The organism is Pseudomonas sp. WS 5412 (assembly GCF_012985615.1).
GTDB classification, from domain to species: domain Bacteria; phylum Pseudomonadota; class Gammaproteobacteria; order Pseudomonadales; family Pseudomonadaceae; genus Aquipseudomonas; species Aquipseudomonas shahriarae.
The window spans coordinates 119,375-142,980 of the sequence record NZ_JAARMB010000001.1 but is presented as its reverse complement, the minus strand read 5'-3'; the positions used below and the strand labels follow the sequence as shown (position 1 = coordinate 142,980).

At 61.3% G+C, this 23,606-nt stretch carries 23 protein-coding genes; 6 read left to right on the top strand and 17 right to left on the bottom strand.

Features of this window, described 5'->3' with window-relative positions; all coding sequences use genetic code 11:
• Positions 1–14: 14 nt before the first annotated feature.
• From HBR94_RS00725 to HBR94_RS00690, 8 genes are all read right to left on the bottom strand, one after another.
• Complete coding sequence (locus tag HBR94_RS00725; protein ID WP_115129076.1) at positions 15–1,010, bottom strand: septal ring lytic transglycosylase RlpA family protein; 996 nt, start codon at positions 1,008–1,010, stop codon at positions 15–17.
• A complete protein-coding gene (gene mltB / locus HBR94_RS00720) occupies positions 1,010–2,020 on the bottom strand; it encodes a lytic murein transglycosylase B (protein ID WP_115129077.1) in 1,011 nt (336 codons plus the stop codon). Before mltB ends, HBR94_RS00725 begins: the two co-directional genes overlap by 1 nt.
• 17 nt (positions 2,021–2,037) lie before the next feature.
• Positions 2,038–3,141 carry a rod shape-determining protein RodA gene (rodA, locus tag HBR94_RS00715; protein WP_050492738.1) on the bottom strand — a complete coding sequence of 368 codons (1,104 nt, stop codon included), beginning with the start codon at positions 3,139–3,141 and terminating at the stop codon, positions 2,038–2,040.
• 31 nt (positions 3,142–3,172) lie between these two features.
• Positions 3,173–5,068 (bottom strand): penicillin-binding protein 2, encoded by a 1,896-nt coding sequence (mrdA, locus tag HBR94_RS00710; RefSeq protein WP_115129078.1) that lies wholly within the window; start codon positions 5,066–5,068, stop codon positions 3,173–3,175.
• Between the two features lie 15 nt (positions 5,069–5,083).
• A complete protein-coding gene (gene rlmH / locus HBR94_RS00705; protein ID WP_029292262.1) occupies positions 5,084–5,551 on the bottom strand; it encodes a 23S rRNA (pseudouridine(1915)-N(3))-methyltransferase RlmH in 468 nt (155 codons plus the stop codon).
• Positions 5,552–5,560: 9 nt separating this feature from the next.
• Complete coding sequence (gene rsfS, locus HBR94_RS00700; protein WP_032861691.1) at positions 5,561–6,055, bottom strand: ribosome silencing factor; 495 nt, start codon at positions 6,053–6,055, stop codon at positions 5,561–5,563.
• Between the two features lie 70 nt (positions 6,056–6,125).
• On the bottom strand, positions 6,126–6,770 hold the full coding sequence (gene nadD / locus HBR94_RS00695) for a nicotinate-nucleotide adenylyltransferase (RefSeq protein WP_057439003.1): 645 nt from the start codon (positions 6,768–6,770) through the stop codon (positions 6,126–6,128).
• Positions 6,770–8,035 carry a glutamate-5-semialdehyde dehydrogenase gene (locus tag HBR94_RS00690; RefSeq protein ID WP_170044011.1) on the bottom strand — a complete coding sequence of 422 codons (1,266 nt, stop codon included), beginning with the start codon at positions 8,033–8,035 and terminating at the stop codon, positions 6,770–6,772. Before HBR94_RS00690 ends, nadD begins: the two co-directional genes overlap by 1 nt.
• A gap of 177 nt (positions 8,036–8,212) precedes the next feature.
• On the opposite strand from HBR94_RS00690, the gene HBR94_RS00685 reads away from it, so the two are divergent.
• Positions 8,213–8,896 (top strand): DNA-3-methyladenine glycosylase, encoded by a 684-nt coding sequence (locus tag HBR94_RS00685; RefSeq protein ID WP_170044010.1) that lies wholly within the window; start codon positions 8,213–8,215, stop codon positions 8,894–8,896.
• Positions 8,897–9,055: 159 nt separating this feature from the next.
• Entirely contained in the window at positions 9,056–10,372 is a 1,317-nt protein-coding gene (locus HBR94_RS00680; RefSeq protein WP_057960708.1) for a bifunctional DedA family/phosphatase PAP2 family protein, read from the top strand.
• Between the two features lies 1 nt (position 10,373).
• On the opposite strand, the gene HBR94_RS00675 is transcribed toward HBR94_RS00680, so the two are convergent.
• From HBR94_RS00675 to HBR94_RS00660, 4 genes are all read right to left on the bottom strand, one after another.
• Positions 10,374–10,580: a hypothetical protein gene (locus tag HBR94_RS00675; protein WP_057439037.1), complete on the bottom strand. Its 207-nt coding sequence runs from the start codon at positions 10,578–10,580 to the stop codon at positions 10,374–10,376.
• Positions 10,581–10,687: 107 nt separating this feature from the next.
• The gene (locus HBR94_RS00670) at positions 10,688–11,278 is read right to left on the bottom strand and encodes an LON peptidase substrate-binding domain-containing protein (protein WP_057439001.1); all 591 of its coding nucleotides are present in this window, start codon (positions 11,276–11,278) and stop codon (positions 10,688–10,690) included.
• A 21-nt stretch (positions 11,279–11,299) separates the two neighbouring features.
• Positions 11,300–12,016 (bottom strand): LrgB family protein, encoded by a 717-nt coding sequence (locus HBR94_RS00665; protein WP_057439000.1) that lies wholly within the window; start codon positions 12,014–12,016, stop codon positions 11,300–11,302.
• Positions 12,013–12,375: a CidA/LrgA family protein gene (locus HBR94_RS00660; protein WP_170044009.1), complete on the bottom strand. Its 363-nt coding sequence runs from the start codon at positions 12,373–12,375 to the stop codon at positions 12,013–12,015. The genes HBR94_RS00665 and HBR94_RS00660 overlap by 4 nt, the downstream gene beginning before the upstream one ends.
• Before the next feature lie 207 nt (positions 12,376–12,582).
• Here HBR94_RS00660 and HBR94_RS00655 point away from each other — a divergent pair, with 207 nt between their 5' ends.
• From HBR94_RS00655 to HBR94_RS00645, 3 genes are all read left to right on the top strand, one after another.
• Positions 12,583–13,038, top strand: a complete 456-nt coding sequence (locus HBR94_RS00655; RefSeq protein WP_029292272.1) for a MaoC family dehydratase — start codon at positions 12,583–12,585, stop codon at positions 13,036–13,038.
• Positions 13,039–13,176: 138 nt separating this feature from the next.
• A complete protein-coding gene (locus tag HBR94_RS00650; RefSeq protein ID WP_115129083.1) occupies positions 13,177–14,895 on the top strand; it encodes a C13 family peptidase in 1,719 nt (572 codons plus the stop codon).
• A 29-nt stretch (positions 14,896–14,924) separates the two neighbouring features.
• Positions 14,925–15,566 (top strand): oxidoreductase, encoded by a 642-nt coding sequence (locus HBR94_RS00645; RefSeq protein ID WP_115129084.1) that lies wholly within the window; start codon positions 14,925–14,927, stop codon positions 15,564–15,566.
• A 127-nt stretch (positions 15,567–15,693) separates the two neighbouring features.
• Here HBR94_RS00645 and HBR94_RS00640 read toward each other — a convergent pair whose 3' ends face one another.
• From HBR94_RS00640 to HBR94_RS00620, 5 genes are all read right to left on the bottom strand, one after another.
• Positions 15,694–15,978, bottom strand: coding sequence for a YceK/YidQ family lipoprotein (locus HBR94_RS00640; RefSeq protein ID WP_170044008.1), 285 nt, complete (start codon positions 15,976–15,978; stop codon positions 15,694–15,696).
• A complete protein-coding gene (gene ubiX, locus HBR94_RS00635) occupies positions 15,971–16,600 on the bottom strand; it encodes a flavin prenyltransferase UbiX (RefSeq protein WP_038443595.1) in 630 nt (209 codons plus the stop codon). Before ubiX ends, HBR94_RS00640 begins: the two co-directional genes overlap by 8 nt.
• Complete coding sequence (gene mpl, locus HBR94_RS00630) at positions 16,597–17,946, bottom strand: UDP-N-acetylmuramate:L-alanyl-gamma-D-glutamyl-meso-diaminopimelate ligase (protein ID WP_057960713.1); 1,350 nt, start codon at positions 17,944–17,946, stop codon at positions 16,597–16,599. The genes ubiX and mpl overlap by 4 nt, the downstream gene beginning before the upstream one ends.
• A 268-nt stretch (positions 17,947–18,214) precedes the next feature.
• On the bottom strand, positions 18,215–19,336 hold the full coding sequence (locus HBR94_RS00625) for a hypothetical protein (protein ID WP_169959815.1): 1,122 nt from the start codon (positions 19,334–19,336) through the stop codon (positions 18,215–18,217).
• A gap of 402 nt (positions 19,337–19,738) precedes the next feature.
• Positions 19,739–21,652: a sigma-54-dependent Fis family transcriptional regulator gene (locus HBR94_RS00620; RefSeq protein ID WP_169959816.1), complete on the bottom strand. Its 1,914-nt coding sequence runs from the start codon at positions 21,650–21,652 to the stop codon at positions 19,739–19,741.
• A 291-nt stretch (positions 21,653–21,943) separates the two neighbouring features.
• Between HBR94_RS00620 and HBR94_RS00615 the strand changes: the two genes are divergently transcribed.
• Positions 21,944–23,464, top strand: coding sequence for an aldehyde dehydrogenase family protein (locus tag HBR94_RS00615; protein ID WP_057438993.1), 1,521 nt, complete (start codon positions 21,944–21,946; stop codon positions 23,462–23,464).
• The last annotated feature ends 142 nt before the right edge of the window (positions 23,465–23,606 follow it).

Genomic DNA, 23,606 nt, shown 5'->3' with positions numbered 1-23,606 from the left:
CGATCCGCTACTGCTTATTCGGCGCCGACCACGCTGGGCTGACCCAGGTTGGCCAATCGCACGCTGTTCTGTACCTGGGCAATCTCGCCCGCCGAGCCGATGGGGCCCAGGCGTACCCGGTGCAGGGTCTGCTGGTTACGCACGATAGAGCTGATAAAGACTGGCGCGCTGACCATCCCGCTGAGCTTGGACCTTAACAGTTCTGCCGCATCCGGGTTGGCGAAAGCGCCGACTTGCAGGTACTGCCCGCCCGCTGCATTGCCCGGCGCCGCCTGTGGCACGGCCACGACTGGCGCGGCGTGCTGCTGGGGCGGCGGCGTCCACTGCTCGACCTTGCCCGCCGAAGCGGTGATCTGCGGTTGGGCGCTTTGTGGTTCATTGAGCATCAATGGCGCTGGCTTGCCGCGCTGGGCCCAGTACTGGGCCGGATCGATGCCTTCGACCTTGACCCGCGCCGTGCCGGATTCGGCATAGCCGAGTTTTTTCGCGGCTGCGTAGGACAAGTCGATGATTCGGTCGGAGTAGAACGGCCCACGGTCGTTGACCCGCAGGATTACCACGCGGTTGTTGTCCAGGTTGGTCACCCGTACATAGGCCGGCAGCGGCAAGGTCTTGTGTGCCGCGCTCATGCCGTACAGGTCATACACTTCGCCGTTGGCGGTGTTCTGCCCGTGGAACTTGGTGCCGTACCAGGACGCGGTGCCCGACTGCACATAGTTCTTGGATTCCTGCAGCGGAAAGTAGGTCTTGCCCAGTACCGTGTAGGGGTTGGCTTTATAGTTGCCGGTATGCAGGGTCGGCGTGGCATCCGGGATGCGCGAGACGTCGACGTCCCACCACGGCGCGCCGTCCTTGTGAGCCCGGTTGATATCCAGGCCCGGCTGCGCGCGGACTACCGGGCCACCGGCCTTCTGCACCGGCGCACGGCTGGTGGAGCAACTGACAACCAGCAAGGACAATGCGGCAAGCGCCACCAGCTTGAGCGGTTTATTGATCGGCGATACCCGCATTACTTGACGCCCCGTGCTTGAACCAGCATGTCTGACAGCTGATGTACGGCCATGGCGTACATCACACTGCGGTTATAACGCGTGATTGCGTAAAAATTCTTCAGGCCCATCCAGTATTCCGGGCCGTCTGCGCCCTCCAGGCGGAAGGCGGTAACCGGCATATCATCGCGCAGCGCATCATGACTTGACCAGCCCAGCGCCCGCAACTCCCCGACGGTTTTCACCGGCTCGATGCCCTGGGTCAGGCCTTCATCGGCGCGATCGCCCGTGACATCGGCGCGAATCACCACCGGCTCGCCAGCCACCCAGCCGTGACGCTTGAAGTAGCTGGCAACGCTGCCGATGGCATCATCGGGGTTGCTCCAGATGTTGATATGGCCATCACCGTCAAAATCCACGGCGTAGGCGCGAAAGCTGCTCGGCATGAACTGTGGCAGGCCCATGGCCCCGGCGTAGGAGCCTTTGAGGGTCAATGGGTCGACCTGCTCTTCACGGGCCAGCAGCAGGAACTCGCGCAGTTCCTTGCGGAAGAATTCGGCACGGGGCGGGTAATCGAAACCCAGGGTCGACAAGGCGTCGATCACCCGGTAGCTGCCGGTATTGCGCCCGTAAAAGGTTTCAACGCCGATGATCGACACGATCACCTGGGCCGGCACGCCATATTCCTGCTCGGCACGGGCCAGTACGGCCTCGTGCTGGCGCCAGAAGTCCACACCCCGCGCCACCCGGGCGTCGGTGAGGAACATCGGGCGATAGTCCTTCCACTGTTTGACGCGCTCGGCGGGGCGAGAGATCGCGTCGAGGATCGACTGCTTGCGCTGGGCCTCGCGGAACACGCCCATCAGTTGTTCGCCGGCGAAACCATAGTCACGCGTCATCTCACCGACAAACTCGGCGACCTGGGGCGAGCCGTCGTAATCGCCGGCCAGGGCTGGCTGTGCAGCGCCAAAGGCGCCCACCAAGCCCAGACAGGACGCATACCGAGCAGCCCAGCCGCGCATTGCTTGCATTGACATCTTCACCTTATTCAAACCTGTGCGATCCACTTGCGATGGGTATGGATCGACATCAAGACCCCAAACGCTGACAGTAATGTCACCAACGAAGTTCCGCCGTAGCTAATGAACGGCAACGGCACCCCAACCACCGGCAGCAGGCCACTGACCATACCGATGTTGACGAAAACGTAAACAAAAAAAGTCATTGTCAGCGCGCCGGCAAGCAATTTGCCGAACAACGTCTGCGCTTGCGCGGTAATCACCAGGCCACGCCCGATCAACAGCAAGTAGATCAGCAACAGTGCGCAGATGCCCACCAGGCCGAACTCCTCGCCCATCACCGCGATAATAAAGTCAGTGTGGCTTTCCGGCAGGAAGTCCAGGTGCGACTGGGTGCCCAGCAACCAACCCTTGCCAAACACGCCGCCGGAACCGATGGCCGCCTTGGACTGGATGATGTTCCAGCCGGTGCCCAGCGGATCGCTCTCGGGGTCGAGGAAGGTCAGGACTCGCTGCTTCTGATAGTCGTGCATGAAGAAGAACCACATGGCGACAGCCACCGGCACGGCCGCCACCAGCACACTGACGATCCAGCGCCAGCGCAGACCGCCCATGAACAACACGAATGCACCGCCGGCAAGAATCAGCAGGCCGGTGCCGAGGTCCGGCTGGCGCACGATCAGAATGAACGGAATGCCGATCAGGATCAGGCTGATCCCCACATGCTTGAGCTGCGGCGGCAAGGTGCGCTTGGCGAGGTACCAGGCGATGGTGGCCGGCATGAGGATCTTCATGAATTCCGACGGTTGGAAGCGAATCACCCCCGGGATATTGATCCAACGGGTGGCGCCCATGGCGTTGTGACCCATGACGTCCACCACTACCAGCAGCAGCACCCCGGCGACATACCCCAGCGGCACCCAGCGCGCCATGAAGCGCGGCTCCAGCTGGGCGATAACCACCATCGACAACAGGCCCAGGCCAAACGAGGACGCCTGCTTGATCAGCAGGTCCCAGTTCTTGCCACTGGCCGAATACAGCACGAACAGGCTACCGGCTGCCAGGGTCAGCAGCAGGATCAGCAACGGGCCATCAATGTGCATGCGCTGCAACAAGGTGGCGCGGCGGCGCATCACATCCTCACTGGAGAGAATGCGGTCGAAATTACTCTTCACGGGCCGTAGCCTCCGCGCTTGAAGGGTTGGCAAACTCAGGCTTGAGCTTGCCGTCCTGGTCCAGCAACCAGGCGTCCATGATCTGGCGCACCACCGGGGCGGCCACGCCGGAACCGGACTCGCCGTTCTCGACCATCACCGCCACGGTGATTTTCGGGTTGTCGGCCGGGGCGAAACCGACGAACAAGGCGTGGTCGCGATGGCGTTCCTGGACTTTGGAGCGGTCGTATTTCTCGCCCTGCTTGATTGCGACCACCTGGGCGGTCCCGCTCTTGCCGGCAATCCGATACTGCGCGCCAATGGCCGCCTTGCGCGCCGTGCCTCGCGCGCCGTGCATCACTTGTTGCATGCCGTGGTTGACCTTGGCCCAGTCGGACGGGTCGCGCAGGACGATGTCGGGGATCGGGTTTTCATCCACCGGCTGTTCACCCTCGATGGTCTTGGCCAGGTGCGGACGAATCCACTTGCCTTTGCTGGCCACCAGCGCCGTGGCCTGGGCCAGTTGCAAGGGCGTGGCCTGCATATAGCCCTGGCCGATTCCCAGGATCAGCGTCTCACCGGGGAACCAGGCCTGGCGCCGGGTGGCGCGCTTCCACTCGCGGGACGGCATCAGGCCTGGGGATTCTTCAAACATATCCAGGGACACTTTCTGACCGAGGCCGAACTTGCCCATGTAGGTCGATAAACGATCAATCCCCAGCTTGTGGGCCAGGTCATAGAAGTAGGTGTCGTTGGAACGCATGATCGCCGTATCCAGGTCCACATAGCCGTCGCCGGTACGGTTCCAGTTACGGTATTTGTGATCGTAGTTGGGCAACATGTAGTAACCCGGATCGTAGACCCGGCTGGAGGCGGTAACGACACCGGCATCCAGGCCGGCAATCGCCACCGCCGGCTTGATGGTCGAACCCGGTGGATACAGACCGCGCAGCACCCGGTTGAACAACGGCCGGTCGATGGAATCACGCAACTCGGCATAGGCCTTGAAGCTGATCCCGGTGACAAACAGGTTGGGGTCGAAACTCGGCTGGCTGACCATGGCCAGGACCTCGCCGGTGTTCGGGTCCAGCGCGACCACCGCACCACGACGCCCGCCGAGGGCCATTTCCGCGGCTTCCTGCAGCTTGATATCCAGGCTCAGGACAATGTCCTTGCCGGGAATCGGGTCGGTGCGCTTGAGCACCCGCAGCACCCGGCCACGGGCGTTGGTCTCGACTTCCTCGTAACCCACCTGGCCGTGCAGCTCCGGCTCGTAGAAGCGCTCGATACCGGTCTTGCCGATATGGTGGGTGCCGCTGTAATTGACCGGATCGAGGGTTTTCAGCTCTTTTTCGTTGATCCGCCCCATATAACCGACCGAGTGGGCAAAGTGCGCCCCCTGCGGGTAATGCCGCACCAGTTGCGCCACCACCTCCACCCCCGGCAGGCGGAACTGGTTCACGGCGATCCTGGCGATCTGCTCTTCAGTCAGTTCAAACAGGATCGGCACCGGTTCAAACGGGCGCCGCCCCTGCTTCATGCGCTTCTCGAAGATCGCCCGGTCTTCCGGCGTCAGTTGCAGCACCTCGACAATCACATCAAGGATCTGCTGCCAGTCACCGGACCGTTCGCGGGTCATGCTCAGGCTGAAACTGGGCCGGTTATCGGCAATCACCACGCCATTGCGGTCGAAAATCAGGCCACGGGTTGGCGGGATCGGCTGCACATGCACCCGGTTGTTTTCCGACAACGTGGAGTGATACTCGTACTGGATCACCTGCAGGTAATACAGACGGGCGATCAACACGCACATCAACGCCACCACCGCGATCGCGCCAAAGATCACGCGCGCGCGTACAAGACGTGCGTCTTTCTCGTGGTCCTTGATGCGGATCGGCTGGGTCATCAGGCAGGGCGCAGACTATTTGTGGTAAGGGTGCCCGGACAGGACTGTCCAGGCGCGATACAGCTGTTCACCAATCAGAATCCGCACCAGCGGATGGGGCAACGTCAGGGGCGACAGCGACCAGCGCTGATCGGCCCGTGCACAGACTTCCGGCGCCAGCCCCTCGGGGCCGCCGACCATGAAGTTGACCGTGCGCGAATCCAGGCGCCAGCGATCCAGTTCCACCGCCAACTGCTCGGTGCTCCAGGGTTTGCCGTGCACCTCAAGGGTGACGATGCGCTCGTTGGCACCGACCTTGGCCAGCATCGCCTCGCCTTCCTGACGGATAAAGCGCGCCACATCGGCGTTCTTGCCCCGGGTGTTGAGGGGTATTTCCACCAGTTCCAGCGCAAGTTCGGATGGCAGACGCTTGGCATATTCATGCCAGCCTTCTTCCACCCACTTGGGCATGCGTGAACCGACAGCGATCAGACGCAGGCGCACAGCCGTTCCTTATTCCTGGTCTTTGTTGAGCTTGTCGAAGTGCGCGTGACCGACTTCAGGGCTGTGGTGCTTGCCATCGGCAGCACGGCTCTGCTCGGCGCCTTTCCACAGACGCTCCAGGTCGTAGAACTGGCGAGCGTTGCTGGTCATCATGTGTACGATCACGGTGTCCAGGTCAGCCAGCACCCAGTCGCTATCGCCCTTGCCTTCTTCACCCAGTGGCTTGACGCCCTGGGCTTTGACGGCTTCGCGAACCTTGTCCAGCATCGCGCCGATCTGGCGGTTGGAGGTACCGGTGGCGATGATCATGAAGTCGGTGATGCTTTGCTTGTCGCGCACGTCCAGGACCTGGATGTCCTGGGCCTTCACGTCTTCCAGGGCGGCTACGGCCAGCGCGACCAGCGCTTCGCCTTCAGGGGCCGGGACCAGCAGGGCTTCCACTGGCAACGGTGCGCTCTTGAACGTGCCTTTGCGCTTAACTTTGCTTACGTCTTTGTTCGTCATATAAAACTCGTTTTGCTCATTAGTTCGGGCGCTTCAATACACGACTATTCGTGCCTTCAAGCGCGCCTTTTCAGTTCGACGCACGGTAAAGCCCGTGCGCATCGATGTAGGCCAGGACCGCGTCAGGCACCAGGAAACGTACCGACTTACCGCTGGCCAGCAGTTGACGGATCTGGGTGGCGGACACCGCAAGCGGGGTCTGCCAGACGAATGCAATATTCCCGCTCGGCCCGGTCAGGGCCTGTGGGTCACTTACCGACCGCGCTGCCAGCAGGTTGCGCAAGGCATCCGGCGGTTCGCTGTCGGCATCCGGGCGTTGCAAAACCAGGATGTGGCAATGCTGGAGCAACTCTTCCCAGCGATGCCAAGTGGGCAGTCCGCAAAATGCGTCCCAGCCCAAAAGCAGAAACAACTGGTCATCGGCGGCCAACTCGGCCCGCGTCTGTTCCAGGGTGTCGATAGTGTAGGACGGTTTATCGCGTTTGAGCTCGCGGTCGTCCACCACCAACGGGGCAATCCCGGCCACCGCACACTGCACCATCGCCAGGCGCTCCTGCGCGCTGACCTGCGGTGTGTCCCGGTGCGGCGGCCTGGCATTGGGGATCAGCCGCAGCTCTTGCAGCCCGAGGGTATCCGCCACTTCCAGGGCACTGCGCAAATGGCCGATGTGCACGGGGTCGAAGGTACCGCCGAGCAGCCCGATGCGTTTACCCATCAAGTGCGCACATGACCATCGCCAAAGACCACGTACTTCTCGCTGGTCAGGCCTTCCAGGCCCACCGGGCCACGGGCATGCAGCTTGTCCGTGGAAATCCCGATCTCCGCCCCCAGGCCGTACTCGAAGCCGTCGGCAAAACGCGTCGAGGCGTTGATCATCACCGAAGCAGAGTCTACTTCGGTGAGGAAACGCCGGGCATCGCTGAAATGCTCGGAAACAATGGCGTCGGTATGCTTGGAGCCGTAGGTATTGATGTGCTCGATGGCCTGGTCCAGGTCATCGACGATACGAATCGACAGGATCGGCGCCGTGTATTCGGTGTACCAGTCCTGCTCGGTGGCTTCGATCACGTCGCTGCCCAGCAATGCCCGGGTACGCTCGCAACCCCGCAACTCCACGCCTTTGTCACGGTAGATTGCAGCCAGCGGCGGCAACACGCGCTCGGCAATGCCGGCGTGGACCAACAGGGTTTCCATGGTGTTGCACGGCGCGTAGCGGTGGGTCTTGGCGTTATCGGCAATGCGGATCGCCTTGTCGAGATCGGCCGCCACGTCGATAAACACATGGCAGACACCATCCAGGTGCTTGATAACTGGCACCTTGGCATCGCGGCTGACACGTTCGATCAGGCCCTTGCCGCCGCGTGGAACAATTACGTCGACAAACTCCGGCATGGTGATCAGCGCCCCGACGGCGGCGCGGTCGGTGGTTTCCACCACTTGCACCACTTCAGCCGGCAACTCGGCCACGGCCAGGCCTTGCTGGATGCAGGCGGCGATGGCGCGGTTGGAATGGATCGCTTCGGAGCCGCCGCGCAGGATGGTGGCGTTGCCGGACTTCAGGCACAGGCTCGCGGCGTCGATGGTCACATTGGGCCGCGACTCATAGATGATGCCGATCACGCCCAGGGGCACGCGCATCTTGCCAACCTGGATACCTGACGGCAGGTAGCGCATGTCGCGGATCTCACCGATGGGGTCCGGCAGCTTGGCCACCTGGCGCAAGCCTTCGATCATGTCGTCGATACGGGCCGGCGTCAGCGCCAGGCGATCCAGCAATGCCGGCTCCAGACCATTGGCCCGGCCGTTGGCCAGGTCCAGCTCGTTGGCAGCGGTCAACTCGGAGCGCGAGGCATCCAGAGCATCGGCGGCTGCCAGCAGGGCACGGTTCTTCTGCGCGGTGCTCGCACGGGCGATCAACCGCGAGGCCTGACGGGCAGAGCGACCCAGGCGGGTCATGTAGTCAAGAACGGACTCAGTCATGGTCTGGTGGGATCTTGGCAAAGAGGAAAGCGGCAGATTATAGCTGTCGCGCCGTCCTACGGACAGCGGTGAGGGGCGGATGGTCGAAATGAACTGTAAAAACTCGACGTTCAGCGGTGATTAAGGCTGAAGTTGATATCATCCTGTCACATTTGGCCTGCGCAACCGTCCATCGTCATGTCCAGTTCTCACCCAAAGCTCCCCGCCAACCCCCTGCCTGATGGCTTTTTCGACCGCGACGCGCAAACGCTCGCGAAAGATTTGCTGGGCAAAGTCATCCGCCATCGGGTCGGCGAGTTGTGGCTGTCGGCGCGAATTATTGAAACCGAAGCCTATTATTTGGCCGAAAAAGGCAGCCATGCGTCCCTCGGCTACACAGAAAAGCGTAAGGCTTTGTTTCTGGATGGCGGCCACATCTATATGTACTACGCCCGTGGCGGTGACTCCCTGAACTTCAGTGCCCAGGGGCCAGGCAATGCCGTGCTGATCAAGTCGGCCTACCCCTGGGTGGATGAGGTATCAGGGCCTGCCAGCCTGGCGCAAATGCTCCTCAACAACCCCGACGTCAGCAGCCGTCCGCGCCCGGCCCAGAAGCTTTGCGCCGGGCAAACCCTGCTGTGCAAGGCCCTGGGTTTAAAGGTGCCAATGTGGGACGCCAAGCGCTTCGACCAGGAGCGGCTGTACGTCGAGGATGTGGGCCTGGCCCCCACGCAGATTATCCAGACCACCCGCCTGGGCATTCCCGGCGGGCGCGATGAACACCTGATGTATCGCTTTGTCGATGGCGGCTATGCGCCCTATTGCACACGGAACCCGTTGCGACGCGGCCAGGTCGAAGGCCGCGATTACGTTTTGATTTGAAATATGCCCTGCAGGAATGGGCTTATGGGGGAGCGGGCTTGCTCGCGATAGCATCACCTCGGTCTGTCAGTCATACCGAGTCGCCTGCATCGCGAGCAAGCCCGCTCCCACACAAGCTCGCCCCTATAGAGGGACATCACCACTGATGGAGAGGATTGTATGGGCCCATGGCTCGATGGCATTACTGGCTGGCTGACCCTTAACCCGCAATGGCTGGCCGCGGCGGTGTTTATCGTCGCCTTTGTGGAATGCCTGGCCATCGCCGGGATTATCGTGCCAGGCACGGTGCTGCTGTTTGCGATTGCCGCACTGGCCGGCAGCGGCGCGCTGTCCCTGAGTGAAACCCTGCTGCTGGGCTTGCTCGGCGGGCTTTTGGGCGACGGGATTTCCTACTACCTGGGCCGGCATTTCCACCAGAACATCCGGCGCTTGCCCGGTCTGCGCCATCATCCCGAGTGGATGGACGGGGCCGAGGCCTACTTCCAGAAGTACGGCATCGTCAGCTTGCTGGTAGGACGCTTCATCGGCCCATTGCGCCCCATGCTGCCCATGGTCGCCGGGATGTGTGATATGCCGTTCCCGCGCTTTGCCGCCGTCAGCGTGCTGGCCGCCACCGGCTGGTCAATCGCCTATCTGTTGCCGGGCTGGGCCGCCGGCGCGGCGTTTCGGTTGCCGCTGCCCGAAGGGTTCTGGCCCGAGGCCGGGGTGGTTGCCGCGTGCCTGGCCGTGTTGTTCGGCATCGCCCTCAACAGCACCCTGCGCGGCCATCGCCGGGCCACGTTGTGGATGGGCTGCGCCAGCCTGGCGTTGTTGATCGCGATGTTTATCGGTTATCCGTACCTGAACCATTTTGACCAGGGTTTGATGGCCCTGGTCCAGGAACACCGAGGCCCGGCGATGGACCGGATCATGGTGATGACCACCCAGTTGGGCGAGTTCAAGAAGATGTTCGTCGCCAGCGCGGTGCTGACCGGCCTGCTGCTGCTGGCGCGACAATGGCGCCAGGCGATTTTCGTCGGTGCCACCCTGCTCGGGGCCGCGCTGATCAACACCGGGAGCAAGCTGTTCTTTGCCCGCGGCCGGCCAGAAATCCTCGTCGACCCGCTGACCAGCTTCAGCATGCCCAGCGGTCACGCCTCTGGCTCGTTTGCGTTCTTCCTCGCGCTGGCAGTGCTGGCCGGTCGCGGCCAACCGACCCGCATGCGCCTGGCATGGCTGCTATTGGGCGCCATTCCGGCCGCTGCCATTGCGTTGTCGCGGGTATATCTGGGGGCCCACTGGCCGAGCGATATCCTCGCCGGCACCTTGCTGGCCATGACGGTCTGCGCCTTCAGCCTGACCTTGAGCCAGCGCCACAGCCTGCTGCCGCCCATGGCGCCGAAGGTGTGGTGGTTGATCGTGCCGGGTTGCGTGGCGGTCCTGGGGTTCTTTGCCCTGACCGGCACCTCCCATGCCCTGCTGCGCTACGCTTACTGAGCTAGGCCGGGCCGACCCAGTCCACGGGAGCGTGACGCCGTTCGGCGCAGCGTTCCCGGCGCTCCAGCAACATTTCATCGGCAATTTCGGCAGCCCGCTCGGCAATGTATTCGGGGCCGCGATCGCGGGCCTGCTGAATCACTTGCGCGGTTACGCTGACAAAAAATGCGTCCCAGACCAGTTGCTCCGATGGCGATAATCGAATCATGTTCATTCCCTGATAGTGGTGGCGGAGCCTCCACTATTTCAGGCGATGGGCACGCGGCAACGATGAAAAATCCGAAGCGGTCATGGATTATTCCGAGATAACGACACTCAAGCGAACAGCTCGCCCTGCAATTCATCCAGCAGCACCTGAATCGCATCCAGGCGCAGCACCGGATCGTCGAGCTGCAACAGCTCGATCTTGTCGGCGTCGGTAAACGGCAACAGGTAGGCCAGGCGGTTGCCCAGTTCCTGCTGCCCGTGCACGTCGGCCCCCATATCCAGTGAGGCGACCATCGGATGCTCGGCCAGTGCCTGCAGCAGGGCCAACAGGTCGGCGTCTTCCTCATCCAACGGGCGCTCGGGCTGCTCTTGCAGCCACTCGACATCGGCGACCAGTAGTTGATCGCGCTGGACCTGCGCCTCCCGCACCCGAAACCTGCGCCCACCCTCGACACGGATCCCCAGCAGGCCATTGTCCTGCTGCTTGAAATCCCGAATCAGCGCTTCGCACCCCATCAATGCATAGCCGTCCGGCGCGAGGCCGACTTCCTGGCCATCGAGGATGCACACCACACCAAAGCCTTCGCCCTTTTTCATACAGCGACTGATCATGTCCAGGTAGCGCGCCTCGAACAGCTGCAGGTCGAGGGTGCAGCCTGGAAACAGCACAGTATTGAGAGGGAACAACGCCAGACTCATAAAGCGTTCCTTAAACCCGACTTAAATCGCCAAAGACACGGCCAATGGCAGGAATACTGCCGTGGCCACGCCCATCAAACTCATCGCCAATGCCGCAAAGGCGCCGCACTCCTCGCTTTCCTGCAAGGCCACCGAGGTGCCGACCGCGTGGGCGGTCATGCCCAGGGCCATGCCCCGCGCCTCCGGAGTGTGCACGCCCAGGTACGACAGAAAGGCCGGCCCGATCATTGCCCCGATGACCCCGGTGATCAGCACGAACACCGCCGCCAGTGCCGCAACGCCGCCGATCTGCTCGGCCACCAGCATGGCGATGGGCGAGGTCACCGACTTGGGTGCCATGGTCATCAGCACCATGTGTTCGGCGCCAAACCACCAACCCAGCCAAATGCACAGGCCAGTGGCAAACACGCCCCCCACCACCAGCGTAGTAAAAATCGGCCAGAACAACTGGCGAATCCGTCGCAGGTTCAGGTACAGCGGCACCGCCAGTGCCACGGTGGCCGGGCCCAGCAGGATGCTCATGATCTCGGTACTTTTGCGGTATTCGACATAGGTCAGGCCGCACCCCAGCAACACGCCGATCACCAGCAACATCGAGACCAGCACCGGTTGCAGGAAGATCCAGCGGGTTTTCTCGAACCCCGCCAGTACCAGTTGATAGGCGCCCAGGGTAATGCCGATGCCAAACAAGGGATGGTGGATCACCGCAGCCCACGCGCCCTGCCAATCGAAGGTCATTGCCCCTCCTCCCGCTGTGCCTGGCGCTTGACCAGCTTTTGCATGAGCACGCCGACAAAGGCCATGGCAATCACCAGCGACAACACCAGCGCCCCGACGATGGCCCAGAAGTCGGCGGCAATGTCCTTGGCATACACCATCACCCCCACTGCCGGCGGCACCAGCAGCAACGGCAGGTAACGCAACAGGCTGCCGGCCGCCAGGCTCAGTGGCTCACCGACCTCGCCGCGCCACACCAGATACACCAGCAGCAACAGCAGGCCGACAATCGGCCCCGGCAAAACCGGCAGGAACAAGTGATTGATTGCCGTGCCCAGCAATTGAAACAACACCAGCCATGTCAAACCGCGTAACAACATGGGTTTTTCTCCCCCAAAAGCCCGTGGGCATTATAAGCACGCCGCTCCTATGAACAGGCATTCGCCAAAAGCATGGTGGGTTGACCGGGCCATTTGCCCATGATGATCTACATTGGTTCTCTGCAAACCACCTAAAACAACAACCCCCTGCCGGCGCCAGCGTGCCCGTGCCGCCAGGGAGAGATAGATGAACCAAGGAGAGTCGCAATGCCCTTTGTACCTGTAGCGCAACTCAATGAATATGTCGGCAAGGAACTGGGACGTTCCGCATGGCTCACCATCGACCAGGAGCGTATCAACCTGTTCGCGGAAGCGACCGGCGATTTTCAGTTCATCCACGTCGACCCGGTAAAAGCCGCCCAGACTCCGTTTGGCAGCACCATCGCCCATGGCTTTCTGTCGCTGTCGCTGATCCCCAAATTGATCGAAGACATCCTGATCATGCCCGAGGGTTTGAAGATGGCGGTCAACTACGGCCTGGACAGCGTGCGCTTTATCCAGCCGGTGAAAGTCAACTCCAAGGTACGCCTGGCGGTGACCCTCACCGACGCCACCGAGAAAAAGCCTGGCCAGTGGCTGCTCAAGGCCACCTGCACCCTGGAAATCGACGGCCAGGAAAAACCGGCCTACATCGCCGAGTCGCTGTCACTGTGCTTCGTCTGACACACCTGTAGGAGCCGGCCTGCCGGCGATAGCGCCAGCAGCCGCGCCATCGCCGACAAGCCCTTATTCGCACACAGACCACTAGGTATAGCTTCCCCCGCTGCGGCATACTCGGCGCTCAATTACCCGGATCCCGCTATGCGCCCACTCGTCCCCCTTGCTCTCGCCTTGTTGCTCACCGCTTGCGGCGACGGCGAATCCCTGTTGCCGCCCGATGCCCGGCTGCCGGACGGTGGGCGTTATCGCGGGGATGTAGTCGATGGGCTGCTGCAAGGCCAGGGCCGGGTGGACTACCCCAACGGCAGTTGGTACGCCGGGCAATTCGACAAAGGCCAATGGCACGGCCAGGGCGAATGGCATGGCAGCAATGGCGAGGTCTATAAAGGCCAGTTCCAGCAGGGCCTGTTCGATGGCCAGGGCACCCTGACCACGGCGGCCAACACCTACGTTGGCGGCTTCAAGCAAGGCCGGCGCAACGGCGAAGGCACCCTCAAAGAGGGGCAAATGACCTATCGCGGCGAATTCAAAGACGACCAATACTCCGGCCTCGGCCGCCTGGAACTGCCCGACGGCAGCCAGTACCAGGGCCAGTTTGCCCACGGCAAGCCCAACGGCGAAGGCCAGCGCAACGACGACAGCGGCAACCAGTTCAGCGGACGCTTCGTCAATGGCCAACTGGAAGGCAACGGTACCTTCAACAGCGCCGAAGGCGACATGTACGTCGGCCACTTCAAGCAGAACCAACTCAACGGCAAGGGTCGTTACGAAAACGCCGACGGCGACGTGTGGACCGGCGAGTTCCGCGAAGGCGCCCTGAGCGGCAAGGGTGAGCTGACCGGCGTGGACGGCAGCCATTACATCGGGTACTTCAGCGACTGGCGCTTTACCGGTGAGGGGCGCCTGAACCTCAGCGATGGCAGCTTCTACATCGGCGGCTTCGACAACGACAGCTATCACGGCCAAGGCACCCTGGTACTCACCGATGGCACGGTGCAAGCCGGGACCTGGGCCAACGGCCTGCGCGTACGCGATGCCGATGGCAAGCTGTTGCCCGACACCCTGGAAGTCGGGGTACTGGCCCAGGGCCGCTTGCTCGACGACGCCCTCGCCGCCGTGCCGGCATCCACCCCGGCTGTCGAGCTGTACAGCCTGGTGGTGGCCGGTGACGGCAAGCAAAGCGTATTCCTGCGCGAGGCCGACTACGTCAGCAACCTACTGAGCAGCCGCTTCGGCGCCCGCGGGCAGATCCGCCTGGTCAACCACCGCGACCATATCGCCGACCGCCCGATGGCGACCCGCGAAAGCCTGCGCCGCGCAGTGCAGACCCTGGCCGAGCGCACCGGGCCTGAAGACCTGGTGTTTATCTACCTGACCAGCCACGGCACCCACGAACACCAACTGGTGCTCGACCAACCGCGCATGGAGCTGGCCGACCTGCCGAGCGACGAACTGGCGGCGGTGATGGCGCCGCTGAAAAACCGCGACAAGGTCATCGTGATCTCCGCCTGCTACTCCGGCGGTTTCATCCCGGCGCTCAAGGATGAACACACCCTGATCATGACCGCCTCCCGCGCCGACCGCGTGTCGTTTGGCTGCTCGGAAGAAGCCGACTTCACCTACTTTGGCGACGCCCTGTTCGCCCAGGCCCTGACCCAGACCGACGATTTGCAGCACGCCTTCAAGCTGGCCCAACGGCATGTGACCGAACGGGAAATAGCGGACAACTTCGAAGCCTCCGAACCACAGATCTGGGCCCCCAAGAGCGTGATCGCCCGTTGGCAACAATTACGTAAACAGCAGGCACGAAAGGCGCTGGAAAGCGTCTCTATCAATAGCAAGGAAGCAAAGAGCAACTAAGCTGAAACTGTATCAAGGGGGGAAACACTATGTACTTGACGCCTCAGCATATATTGCTTGCCGGAGCCTCGGGCTTGACCGGGGAACATCTGCTGGACCGCCTGCTCAACGAGCCTACCGTCACCCGCGTATTGGCGCCCAGCCGCCGGCCACTGGCCGAACATCCGCACCTGGAAAACCCGGTCGGCGACCCCAGCACATTGCTGCCACAACTGAGCGGCCGGGTCGACCTGGCCTTCTGCTGCCTGGGCACCACGCTTAAGCAGGCAGGTTCCGAGCAGGCGTTCCGCGCCGTAGACCTGGACCTGGTGGTGGCGTTCGGCAAGCGCGCCCGGGAGATGGGCGCACGACACCTGATCGTGATCAGCGCGATAGGCGCCGACCCCAAATCCTCGGTGTTCTATAACCGGGTCAAGGGTGAGATGGAGCAGGCCTTGCAGGCTCAGGGTTGGCCGCAACTGACCATCGTGCGGCCCTCGCTGCTACTGGGCGAGCGCCTGGAGACACGCCTGGCGGAGAAACTCGCAGGGCCGTTGTCGCGGCTGATTCCCGGCAAGTATCGTGGCATCGAAGTGTGTGAGCTGGCCCGGGCCATGTGGCGCCTGGCACTGGAGGAGCAGGACGGGGTGCGGATTGTCGAGTCGGATGAGTTGCGTAAGCTCGGCAAGTGAATCTGCGGTGACCGGGCGGGCCTCATCGCGGGCAAGCCCGGCTCCCACATGAATGCATTCACCGATCAAATGGGGGAGCTGGCTTGCCTGCGATGGGGCCCGCCCAGACCACAACCATCGCTACAGGCTACAACCCACCCGTCGCATTAAACCCAACCCCCAATACCGTCAACGCCGACAGCGGCAACAGCAGCGTGTCGAGCAGCGCGCTGGCCGGCAGGTCGAGGCCCGGGTAGCTCGGCGCTTCGGCGCCAAAACGGTCCATGGCACAGCAACCACCCTGCAGCGCATACAGATCCAGGCGCGTGCCCGCATACACCACTGGCGCACCGGGTTTCGCCGCATCCAGGGTGCGTACGGTGGCGCAGCCTGCCAGTTGCAGGGCCAGCAAGACCAGCAGGGCTTTATTCATCGCTGCTCAAATGATGCTCACCCCAGCGCGGCAACATGTCCTGGGGGATGTTCAGCAAGTTGAGAATCCGTGCCACCACGAAATCCACCAGGTCATCAATGGTCTGCGGCTGGTGATAAAAGCCCGGCGACGCCGGCAGGATGGTCACGCCCATATTCGACAGTTTGAGCATGTGCTCCAGGTGAATGCTTGAATACGGCGCCTCGCGCGGCACCAGGATCAACTGGCGGCGCTCCTTCAAGGTCACGTCCGCCGCGCGCTCGATCAGATTGTTGCAAGCACCGGTGGCGATCGCCGACAGGGTGCCGGTGGAACACGGCACCACCACCATTGCCGCCGGCGCACCGGAGCCGGAGGCCACGGGCGACATCCAGTCTTCCTTGCCATAGACCTTGATCTGCCCCGCCGCCGCACCGGTGTATTCGGTCAGGAAGGCCTGCATCATCTGCACCTTGGGCGGCAGCGAAACATCAGTCTCGGTGGCCATCACCAATTGCGCGGCCTTGGAAATCAGGAAATGCACCTCGCGGTCTTCGCGCACCAGGCAATCGAGCAAACGCAAGCCATAGGGCGCGCCGGAGGCGCCGGTCATCGCCAGCGTGATGCGCTCCGGCCCGCTCATTGCAGCGCCTCGGCGAGTTTGCCGTGCAGGCCGCCAAAGCCGCCATTGCTCATGATCACCACGTGGGTACCGGGCTTGGCCTGGCTTTTGACCCGTTCGATGATGCCTTCCAGGGAGTCGCTGACAATCGACGGCACCGTGCAAAGCCTGGCCACGGCTGCCAGGTCCCAACCCAGGTTGGCTGGCGCGTACCACACCACCTGGTCGGCATCGTTGACGCTTTCCGGCAGGCCATCACGGTGCGCGCCCAGCTTCATGGAGTTGGACCGCGGCTCGATAATCGCAATCACCGGCGCATCGCCAACGCGCTTGCGCAGGCCGTCGAGGGTGGTGGCGATCGCCGTGGGGTGGTGGGCGAAGTCGTCGTAGATGGTAATCCCGTTCACTTCGGCGACCTTTTCCATACGCCGCTTGACGCTCTTGAACGCGCTCAGCGCGGCAATGCCCATGGCCGGTACCACGCCGACATGCCGGGCTGCAGCCAGGGTCACCAGGGCGTTGGCGACGTTATGCTGGCCGGTCATGTCCCAATCGACGATGCCTTGGGCCTCGCCCTCAAACAGCACTTCGAATTGGCTGCCATCCTCGCTCAACAACTTGACCTGCCACTGCCCGCCGGCGCCAGTGGTTTGTACCGGCGTCCAGCAGCCCATCTCGATCACGCGCTGCAAAGCCGGCTCGGTGGTGGGGTGAATCACCAGGCCTTCGCTGGGAATGGTGCGTACCAGATGGTGGAATTGCCGCTCGATGGCCGGCAGATCAGGGAAGATGTCCGCATGATCGAACTCCAGGTTGTTCAAAATCGCCGTGCGCGGGCGGTAGTGAACGAACTTGGAGCGTTTGTCGAAGAAGGCGCTGTCGTATTCATCGGCCTCGATCACAAAAAACGGTGTATCGCCCAAACGCGCCGACACCGAGAAATTCTGTGGCACGCCGCCGATCAGGAAGCCGGGGCTCATGCCCGCATGTTCCAACACCCAGGCCAGCATGCTGCTGGTGGTGGTCTTGCCATGGGTACCGGCTACCGCCAGCACCCAACGGCCCTGCAGCACGTGATCGGCCAGCCATTGCGGGCCGGACACATAGGGCAGGCCTTTGTTCAGCACGTACTCCACGGCAGGGTTGCCACGGGACATGGCATTGCCGATCACCACCAGGTCCGGGACCGGATCGAATTGCGCCGGGTCGTAACCCTGGGTCAGCTCAATGCCCTGGGCCTGCAACTGCGTGCTCATGGGCGGATAGACATTGGCATCGGAGCCGGTGACGTGATGCCCCAGCTCTTTGGCCAGGACCGCCATTGAGCCCATGAAGGTGCCGCAAATACCGAGAATATGAATGTGCATAGTCGACCTCGTAAAACATCGAGGCAGGTTAGCGTAGGGTGGGAAAATTCGCACTCTTTTAGCGATTAGCGTGCGATCTTTTCCGCCACTGAGCGTGGCGCTCACTGATAAACAGTCCAGGGAATTTTCTACTCTTTTTTGCAATTCAGTACACTGGAATCAAGCCCGGCATTTAAGAACTCCCGCAAAATACCGGGCCTGACAGCTGCTACTTAGTAAAACATACAACCGAACTCAAACCACCGAACCAAAAGCAGACAGACTACTATCAAACTATCTCTTTCTTGCCTTTTGTTTCCACTTCCCGAATGGCAACCATCCTTGCAATGAAGTTATTGATTGTCTCGTTCCTTTTATCAAGTACATCCAGGCGACTGGTAACAGTTTTAGGCTCGACCACTGATTCTTCTTTATAAGGCTTGAAAATAAAACCGTTTTCCGCAGCCGTCAGCTCCATATTTTTCTCTGCTGCGCTGTACAGCTCCTCAAGTTTTTTGATACGCGCATTTGTCTCGGTTGGCCAGTTCGGATCTTTCGTAAGAGCCTCACCATCCCCTCCCTCAGCCAGCAGTTGAATAGTGTTAACCGCGTACAGCAACTTTGTCTCGGCATTATCCAACCGCAACTTAATCATTGTGGCGTCTTGCTCTCCTGTACCGCCTGCCGCTGGCGTAACGCCATTGGATTGCTGACTCGGAGCCGGCTGGTGGGCCGGGGGCAATAATGGGGTAGTGGCGCTAAAGCTACCCTTGATGGTTTCACCGCTCCAAACCGATCCGGCATAAGTACCAATACTCAACGGAGTACTAACCAGGCCATTTACAGACGCATTCACAAAAGCATCGCGAGCTACAGTTTTCAAAGGTGTATCGGTTTTAAACACACCGGCCTTGACCAGGCGATCAGCCGCAATCAGATTGGTGGCAACATCGCCAAATGTCTTGGGTTGCGCAACCACGGGCTTGGGCCCAACGGGCAGTGAGGCGCCAGGGTGCTGCGTTTTGAACACAATGTCCCTGAAGTTAGCTATCCCCTTGCTGTTCGAGGCCCCTGCAGTCGGACGGGGAGCCACATTGGGCTTTACTGACGCTGTCTGTACAAATTTACCGGCGATCCCGTTAGAGGGGACTTTAAGGGCCTTTGATCCTGCGCTGGAAAACGGTCGAGGAAGGCGAGGGGATCCAAACCCGCGCCTGACTCGCACAGCGCCTTCACCCGAATTTTCACCCGTACTGTTCGCCTCGCTGGACGCCTGGGTGTCCGGAGTTTGCGCCGTTTCATCAAAGTAGGACGCACTTTTCGTAACGGCTGATGCCTGTTGCCGGGGCAAGCCATCCACGGGATCATTCACGTGCAACGGAACCGAAACAGGAAAACCTGAAATATTCATATTGCCACCTATATAGTAAAAAACACGTCAACGACGTGATTACTATCAATTTTATTCATCCCTAGTGTCAAAACATCATAAACGATGAACCATCCTTTCCACTTGAGTATGAGATAGGCAGACTTCAGTTCCACACAACACACAAATTAAATTAACCATTACAACCAATAGCATCGCACTTCAACCGCAACACTTTTCACACCAACGAATCATGCCAACACCTAAAAACAATAAATGCATTAAATAATCACCCCACCAAGTCGCAACCAGCACGCTAGCAAACACACACAACTTCACAACAAATATATTAACCCCTATTACACCCATGCCCATTGAACAGAGATCATGAGGGCGAGTTGATCAGCACAGGCGTCAAAGCACAGGAGCGGTCTTTACCCTCGCTCAGCCCGCAGAACGCAACGCAATTCCATGCTTGCGCAGCTTGCGGTACAGCGTATTGCGGCTAATGCCCAACTGCTCTGCAGCAAGGGTCATATGCCAGCGCTGCTGCTCCAGCATGTTCAGCAATGCCAGCCGCTCGGCATCTTCCAACGGCTGCTTGACGACAGTTCGCGCCTGGACAGGCACCCGGCCAATTATCGCAGGCAAATCGCTCAACCCGACCCGTGCGCCCTCGCAGAGTGCAGCCAACGTACGCAACACCGTGCGCATCTGTCGCACGTTACCCGGCCACGAGAAGTCCAACAGTGCCTGACGCGCATCGTCATCAAGTACGATTGTCTGCCCCTGCGCTTCCTGCGCCAGGAGAAAGTCCAGCAACTGCGACTTGTCACTGCGCTCGCGCAACGGCGGCAAGGCGATTTCCAGGCCATTGAGCCGGTAATACAAGTCCTCGCGGAAACTGGCGTCACACACACGTTCCTGCAAGTTGCGGTGCGTCGCGCTGATCACCCGCACGTCCACCGCTTGCGGCTCACCCCCAATGGGCACCACCAGCCGGTCTTCCAACACTCTTAGCAACCGGGTCTGCAACGCCAGCGGCATGTCGCCGATTTCATCGAGGAACAAGGTGCCGCCATCGGCCTGTTGCAGCTTGCCGCGCATGCCTTCCTTGCGGGAGCCGGTGAAACTGCCACCGCGATAACCGAACAATTCGCTCTCGATCAGGCTCTCTGGGATGGCCGCGCAGTTCAGGGCGACGAAGGGTTTGTCGGCACGCTGGCTGGCATGGTGCACGGCTTTGGCGAATGCCTCCTTGCCGGAGCCGGTTTCGCCATTGATCAGCAGCGGCACGTCGCGCTCAAAGACCCGCAGGGCCTTGCGAAAGTCATTCTGCAGCGCCTCATCGCCCAGGCAGATGCCCGGCACGCGCGGCCGCTCGACCTTGGCCGGCGCCGGAACCCGTGGGCCGGGCGCCCGCCGGGCCTCGCCGCGCAACACCGCGAACAGGCTGCGCCCATCGCGGGTGCGCAGGGGCCAACTGGCGCTGGCGTTGGCACTGGCGCGGCCGAGCAAGTCATCCAGGCGGCAGTCGAAAAACATCTCCACCGGCAGGCCCAGCAAACGCCCGCGTGGCAGCCCCAGCAGGTTCTGAGCGCTTTGGTTGAGCGCACAGATCCGCCCTTCACCGTCGAACGCCAGCAGCCCTTCGCTGAACAGGCCCACGGATTCGGCCTGCAGGTGGAAACGCAGCAACCAGTGGTTTTCAAAGTGGCGCAGAAAGTAGCAGCTCTCGATCATCTTCGCCGACAGATTGACCAGCGCCATGGTATGGAACTGGCTCTGACGCGATACCGCCTCACGGGCCGAGGACACGTCCAACACTGCCAGCAGGTCGCCATGGGGGTCGAATACCGGGCTGGCGGAACAGGTCAGGCCGGTGTGGCGCCCGCGAAAGTGTTCGTCGCGATGAATGGTCAGGGCCTGGCGCTCCACCAGGCAGGTGCCGATGCCGTTGGTGCCTTCGCAGGCCTCGCTCCAGTCAGCGCCGAGCCATAGGCCGGCATGCTCGAACACCTTGCGCTCGCTAGGCGCGGTGACGCAGTTGAGGATAACCCCACGCGCATCGGTCAACAGCACCGCGTGCCCGGCGCCGGAAAGCTGTTGATGCAAATTGTTCATTTCAGTGCCGGCGATGTGCAGCACCTGCTGCAGGCGCTCGCGGCTTTCCAGCAGGCGATCATGCTCCAGCACCGTGGGGGCAATGGTCAGTGCCGGGTCGAGGTGATAGTCCTCCAGGCAGCGCAGCCAGGAACGGGCTATCGAGGGATCGCTGCCGGGACCGTGCAGCGGGTCTTGCCCACGGGTGACCGTCAGGACTTGCCGGGCATGGCGGCTGAAATGATCGTTTTGCATCTTCTTATTGTTCTCCTGTTGCGTGGGACACACCGCGGACCGGGACGCCCAGCATCCTCCACGCCTTGGCGCATTGCAATCCCAGGGCGACCCATGGGTCACAGGTTGTATCGCCGGTGGTACAAACTGTCACCCCGACTGTCCCAAAGCTGTCACAGCAACGCCTTGCAACAAACCCTAAAGCCTTGATTTACCTGGCCTGCAAGGCACTGGCCCGACCTTTGCTCTACGCTTTATCAAGCGCAGCCACGCTGCACTCCAATAAACATAAGAAGTCAGGAGATACCCACCATGCGTTATGCACACCCCGGTACTGAAGGCGCTATCGTTTCGTTCAAGGCCAAGTACGGCAACTACATCGGTGGCGAATTTGTGGCCCCGATAGATGGCAACTACTTCACCAATACTTCGCCGGTAAACGGCAAGCCCATCGCCGAATTCCCACGCTCCACTGCCAAAGATATCGACAAGGCACTGGACGCCGCCCACGCCGCCGCTGATGCCTGGGGCAAGACCTCGGCCCAGGACCGCTCGCTGGTGCTGCTAAAAATCGCCGACCGCATCGAACAGAACCTCGAACTGCTGGCCATTACCGAAACCTGGGACAACGGCAAGGCCGTACGCGAAACCCTCAACGCCGATATCCCCCTGGCCGCTGACCACTTCCGCTACTTCGCCGGCTGCATCCGTGCCCAGGAAGGCAGCAGCGCCGAGATCAACGAACACACCGCCGCCTATCACTTCCACGAGCCCTTGGGTGTGGTCGGGCAGATCATCCCGTGGAACTTCCCACTGCTGATGGCCGCCTGGAAACTCGCGCCAGCACTGGCCGCCGGTAACTGCGTGGTACTCAAGCCTGCCGAGCAGACCCCGCTGGGCATCAACGTGCTGATGGAAGTGATCGGCGACCTGCTGCCACCGGGCGTGCTGAACGTGGTGCACGGCTTCGGCAAGGAAGCGGGCGAAGCCCTGGCGACCAGCAAGCGCATCGCCAAGATCGCCTTTACCGGCTCTACGCCGGTGGGTTCGCACATCATGCATTGCGCGGCCGAAAACATTATTCCGTCCACCGTTGAGCTGGGCGGCAAGTCGCCGAACATCTTCTTCGCCGACATCATGAAAGCCGAACCGCAATTTATCGAAAAGGCCGCCGAAGGCCTGGTGCTGGCGTTCTTCAACCAGGGCGAAGTGTGCACCTGCCCATCCCGCGCCCTGGTGGAAGAGTCGATCTACGACGACTTCATGAAGGTGGTGATGAAGAAGGTCGAGTCGATCAAGCGTGGCGACCCACTGGACACCGACACCATGGTGGGTGCCCAGGCGTCCGAGCAACAGTTCGACAAGATCCTGTCGTACCTGGAAATCGCCAAGGGCGAAGGCGCCGAGCTGCTGACGGGCGGCAAAGTGGAGAAACTGACCGGCGACCTGGCAACCGGCTATTACATCCAGCCGACCCTGCTCAAGGGCACCAACAAGATGCGTGTGTTCCAGGAAGAAATCTTTGGCCCGGTGGTGAGCATCACCACCTTCAAGGACGAAGCCGAAGCCCTGGCGATCGCCAACGACACCGAGTTTGGCCTGGGTGCCGGCTTGTGGACCCGCGACATCAACCGCGCCTACCGCATGGGCCGGGCGATCAAGGCCGGGCGTGTGTGGACCAACTGCTACCACCTGTACCCGGCGCATGCCGCGTTTGGTGGTTACAAGAAGTCCGGTGTGGGCCGTGAGACGCACAAGATGATGTTGGATCACTATCAGCAGACCAAGAACCTGCTGGTGAGCTACGACATCAACCCACTGGGCTTCTTCTAACCCTCCCCCGCTCCCACACTTGAAATGCAATTAAATGTGGGAGCGGGCTTGCTCGCTCCCACACTTGGATCTTCATCAATAGTTGCGACGTGCATTCGGCAGACATCCGCCGAGTTAAAACAATAAAAACAAGGTACTTTCC

Coding starts and splice junctions, on each gene's coding strand:
- HBR94_RS00725 (WP_115129076.1), bottom strand. CDS start 1,010: ATGCGGGTATCGCCGATCAATAAACCGCTCAAGCTGGTGGCGCTTGCC.
- mltB (WP_115129077.1), bottom strand. CDS start 2,020: ATGCAAGCAATGCGCGGCTGGGCTGCTCGGTATGCGTCCTGTCTGGGC.
- rodA (WP_050492738.1), bottom strand. CDS start 3,141: ATGCGCCGCCGCGCCACCTTGTTGCAGCGCATGCACATTGATGGCCCG.
- mrdA (WP_115129078.1), bottom strand. CDS start 5,068: ATGACCCAGCCGATCCGCATCAAGGACCACGAGAAAGACGCACGTCTT.
- rsfS (WP_032861691.1), bottom strand. CDS start 6,055: ATGACGAACAAAGACGTAAGCAAAGTTAAGCGCAAAGGCACGTTCAAG.
- nadD (WP_057439003.1), bottom strand. CDS start 6,770: ATGGGTAAACGCATCGGGCTGCTCGGCGGTACCTTCGACCCCGTGCAC.
- HBR94_RS00690 (WP_170044011.1), bottom strand. CDS start 8,035: ATGACTGAGTCCGTTCTTGACTACATGACCCGCCTGGGTCGCTCTGCC.
- HBR94_RS00685 (WP_170044010.1), top strand. CDS start 8,213: ATGTCCAGTTCTCACCCAAAGCTCCCCGCCAACCCCCTGCCTGATGGC.
- HBR94_RS00680 (WP_057960708.1), top strand. CDS start 9,056: ATGGGCCCATGGCTCGATGGCATTACTGGCTGGCTGACCCTTAACCCG.
- HBR94_RS00675 (WP_057439037.1), bottom strand. CDS start 10,580: ATGATTCGATTATCGCCATCGGAGCAACTGGTCTGGGACGCATTTTTT.
- HBR94_RS00670 (WP_057439001.1), bottom strand. CDS start 11,278: ATGAGTCTGGCGTTGTTCCCTCTCAATACTGTGCTGTTTCCAGGCTGC.
- HBR94_RS00665 (WP_057439000.1), bottom strand. CDS start 12,016: ATGACCTTCGATTGGCAGGGCGCGTGGGCTGCGGTGATCCACCATCCC.
- HBR94_RS00660 (WP_170044009.1), bottom strand. CDS start 12,375: ATGTTGTTACGCGGTTTGACATGGCTGGTGTTGTTTCAATTGCTGGGC.
- HBR94_RS00655 (WP_029292272.1), top strand. CDS start 12,583: ATGCCCTTTGTACCTGTAGCGCAACTCAATGAATATGTCGGCAAGGAA.
- HBR94_RS00650 (WP_115129083.1), top strand. CDS start 13,177: ATGCGCCCACTCGTCCCCCTTGCTCTCGCCTTGTTGCTCACCGCTTGC.
- HBR94_RS00645 (WP_115129084.1), top strand. CDS start 14,925: ATGTACTTGACGCCTCAGCATATATTGCTTGCCGGAGCCTCGGGCTTG.
- HBR94_RS00640 (WP_170044008.1), bottom strand. CDS start 15,978: ATGAATAAAGCCCTGCTGGTCTTGCTGGCCCTGCAACTGGCAGGCTGC.
- ubiX (WP_038443595.1), bottom strand. CDS start 16,600: ATGAGCGGGCCGGAGCGCATCACGCTGGCGATGACCGGCGCCTCCGGC.
- mpl (WP_057960713.1), bottom strand. CDS start 17,946: ATGCACATTCATATTCTCGGTATTTGCGGCACCTTCATGGGCTCAATG.
- HBR94_RS00625 (WP_169959815.1), bottom strand. CDS start 19,336: ATGAATATTTCAGGTTTTCCTGTTTCGGTTCCGTTGCACGTGAATGAT.
- HBR94_RS00620 (WP_169959816.1), bottom strand. CDS start 21,652: ATGCAAAACGATCATTTCAGCCGCCATGCCCGGCAAGTCCTGACGGTC.
- HBR94_RS00615 (WP_057438993.1), top strand. CDS start 21,944: ATGCGTTATGCACACCCCGGTACTGAAGGCGCTATCGTTTCGTTCAAG.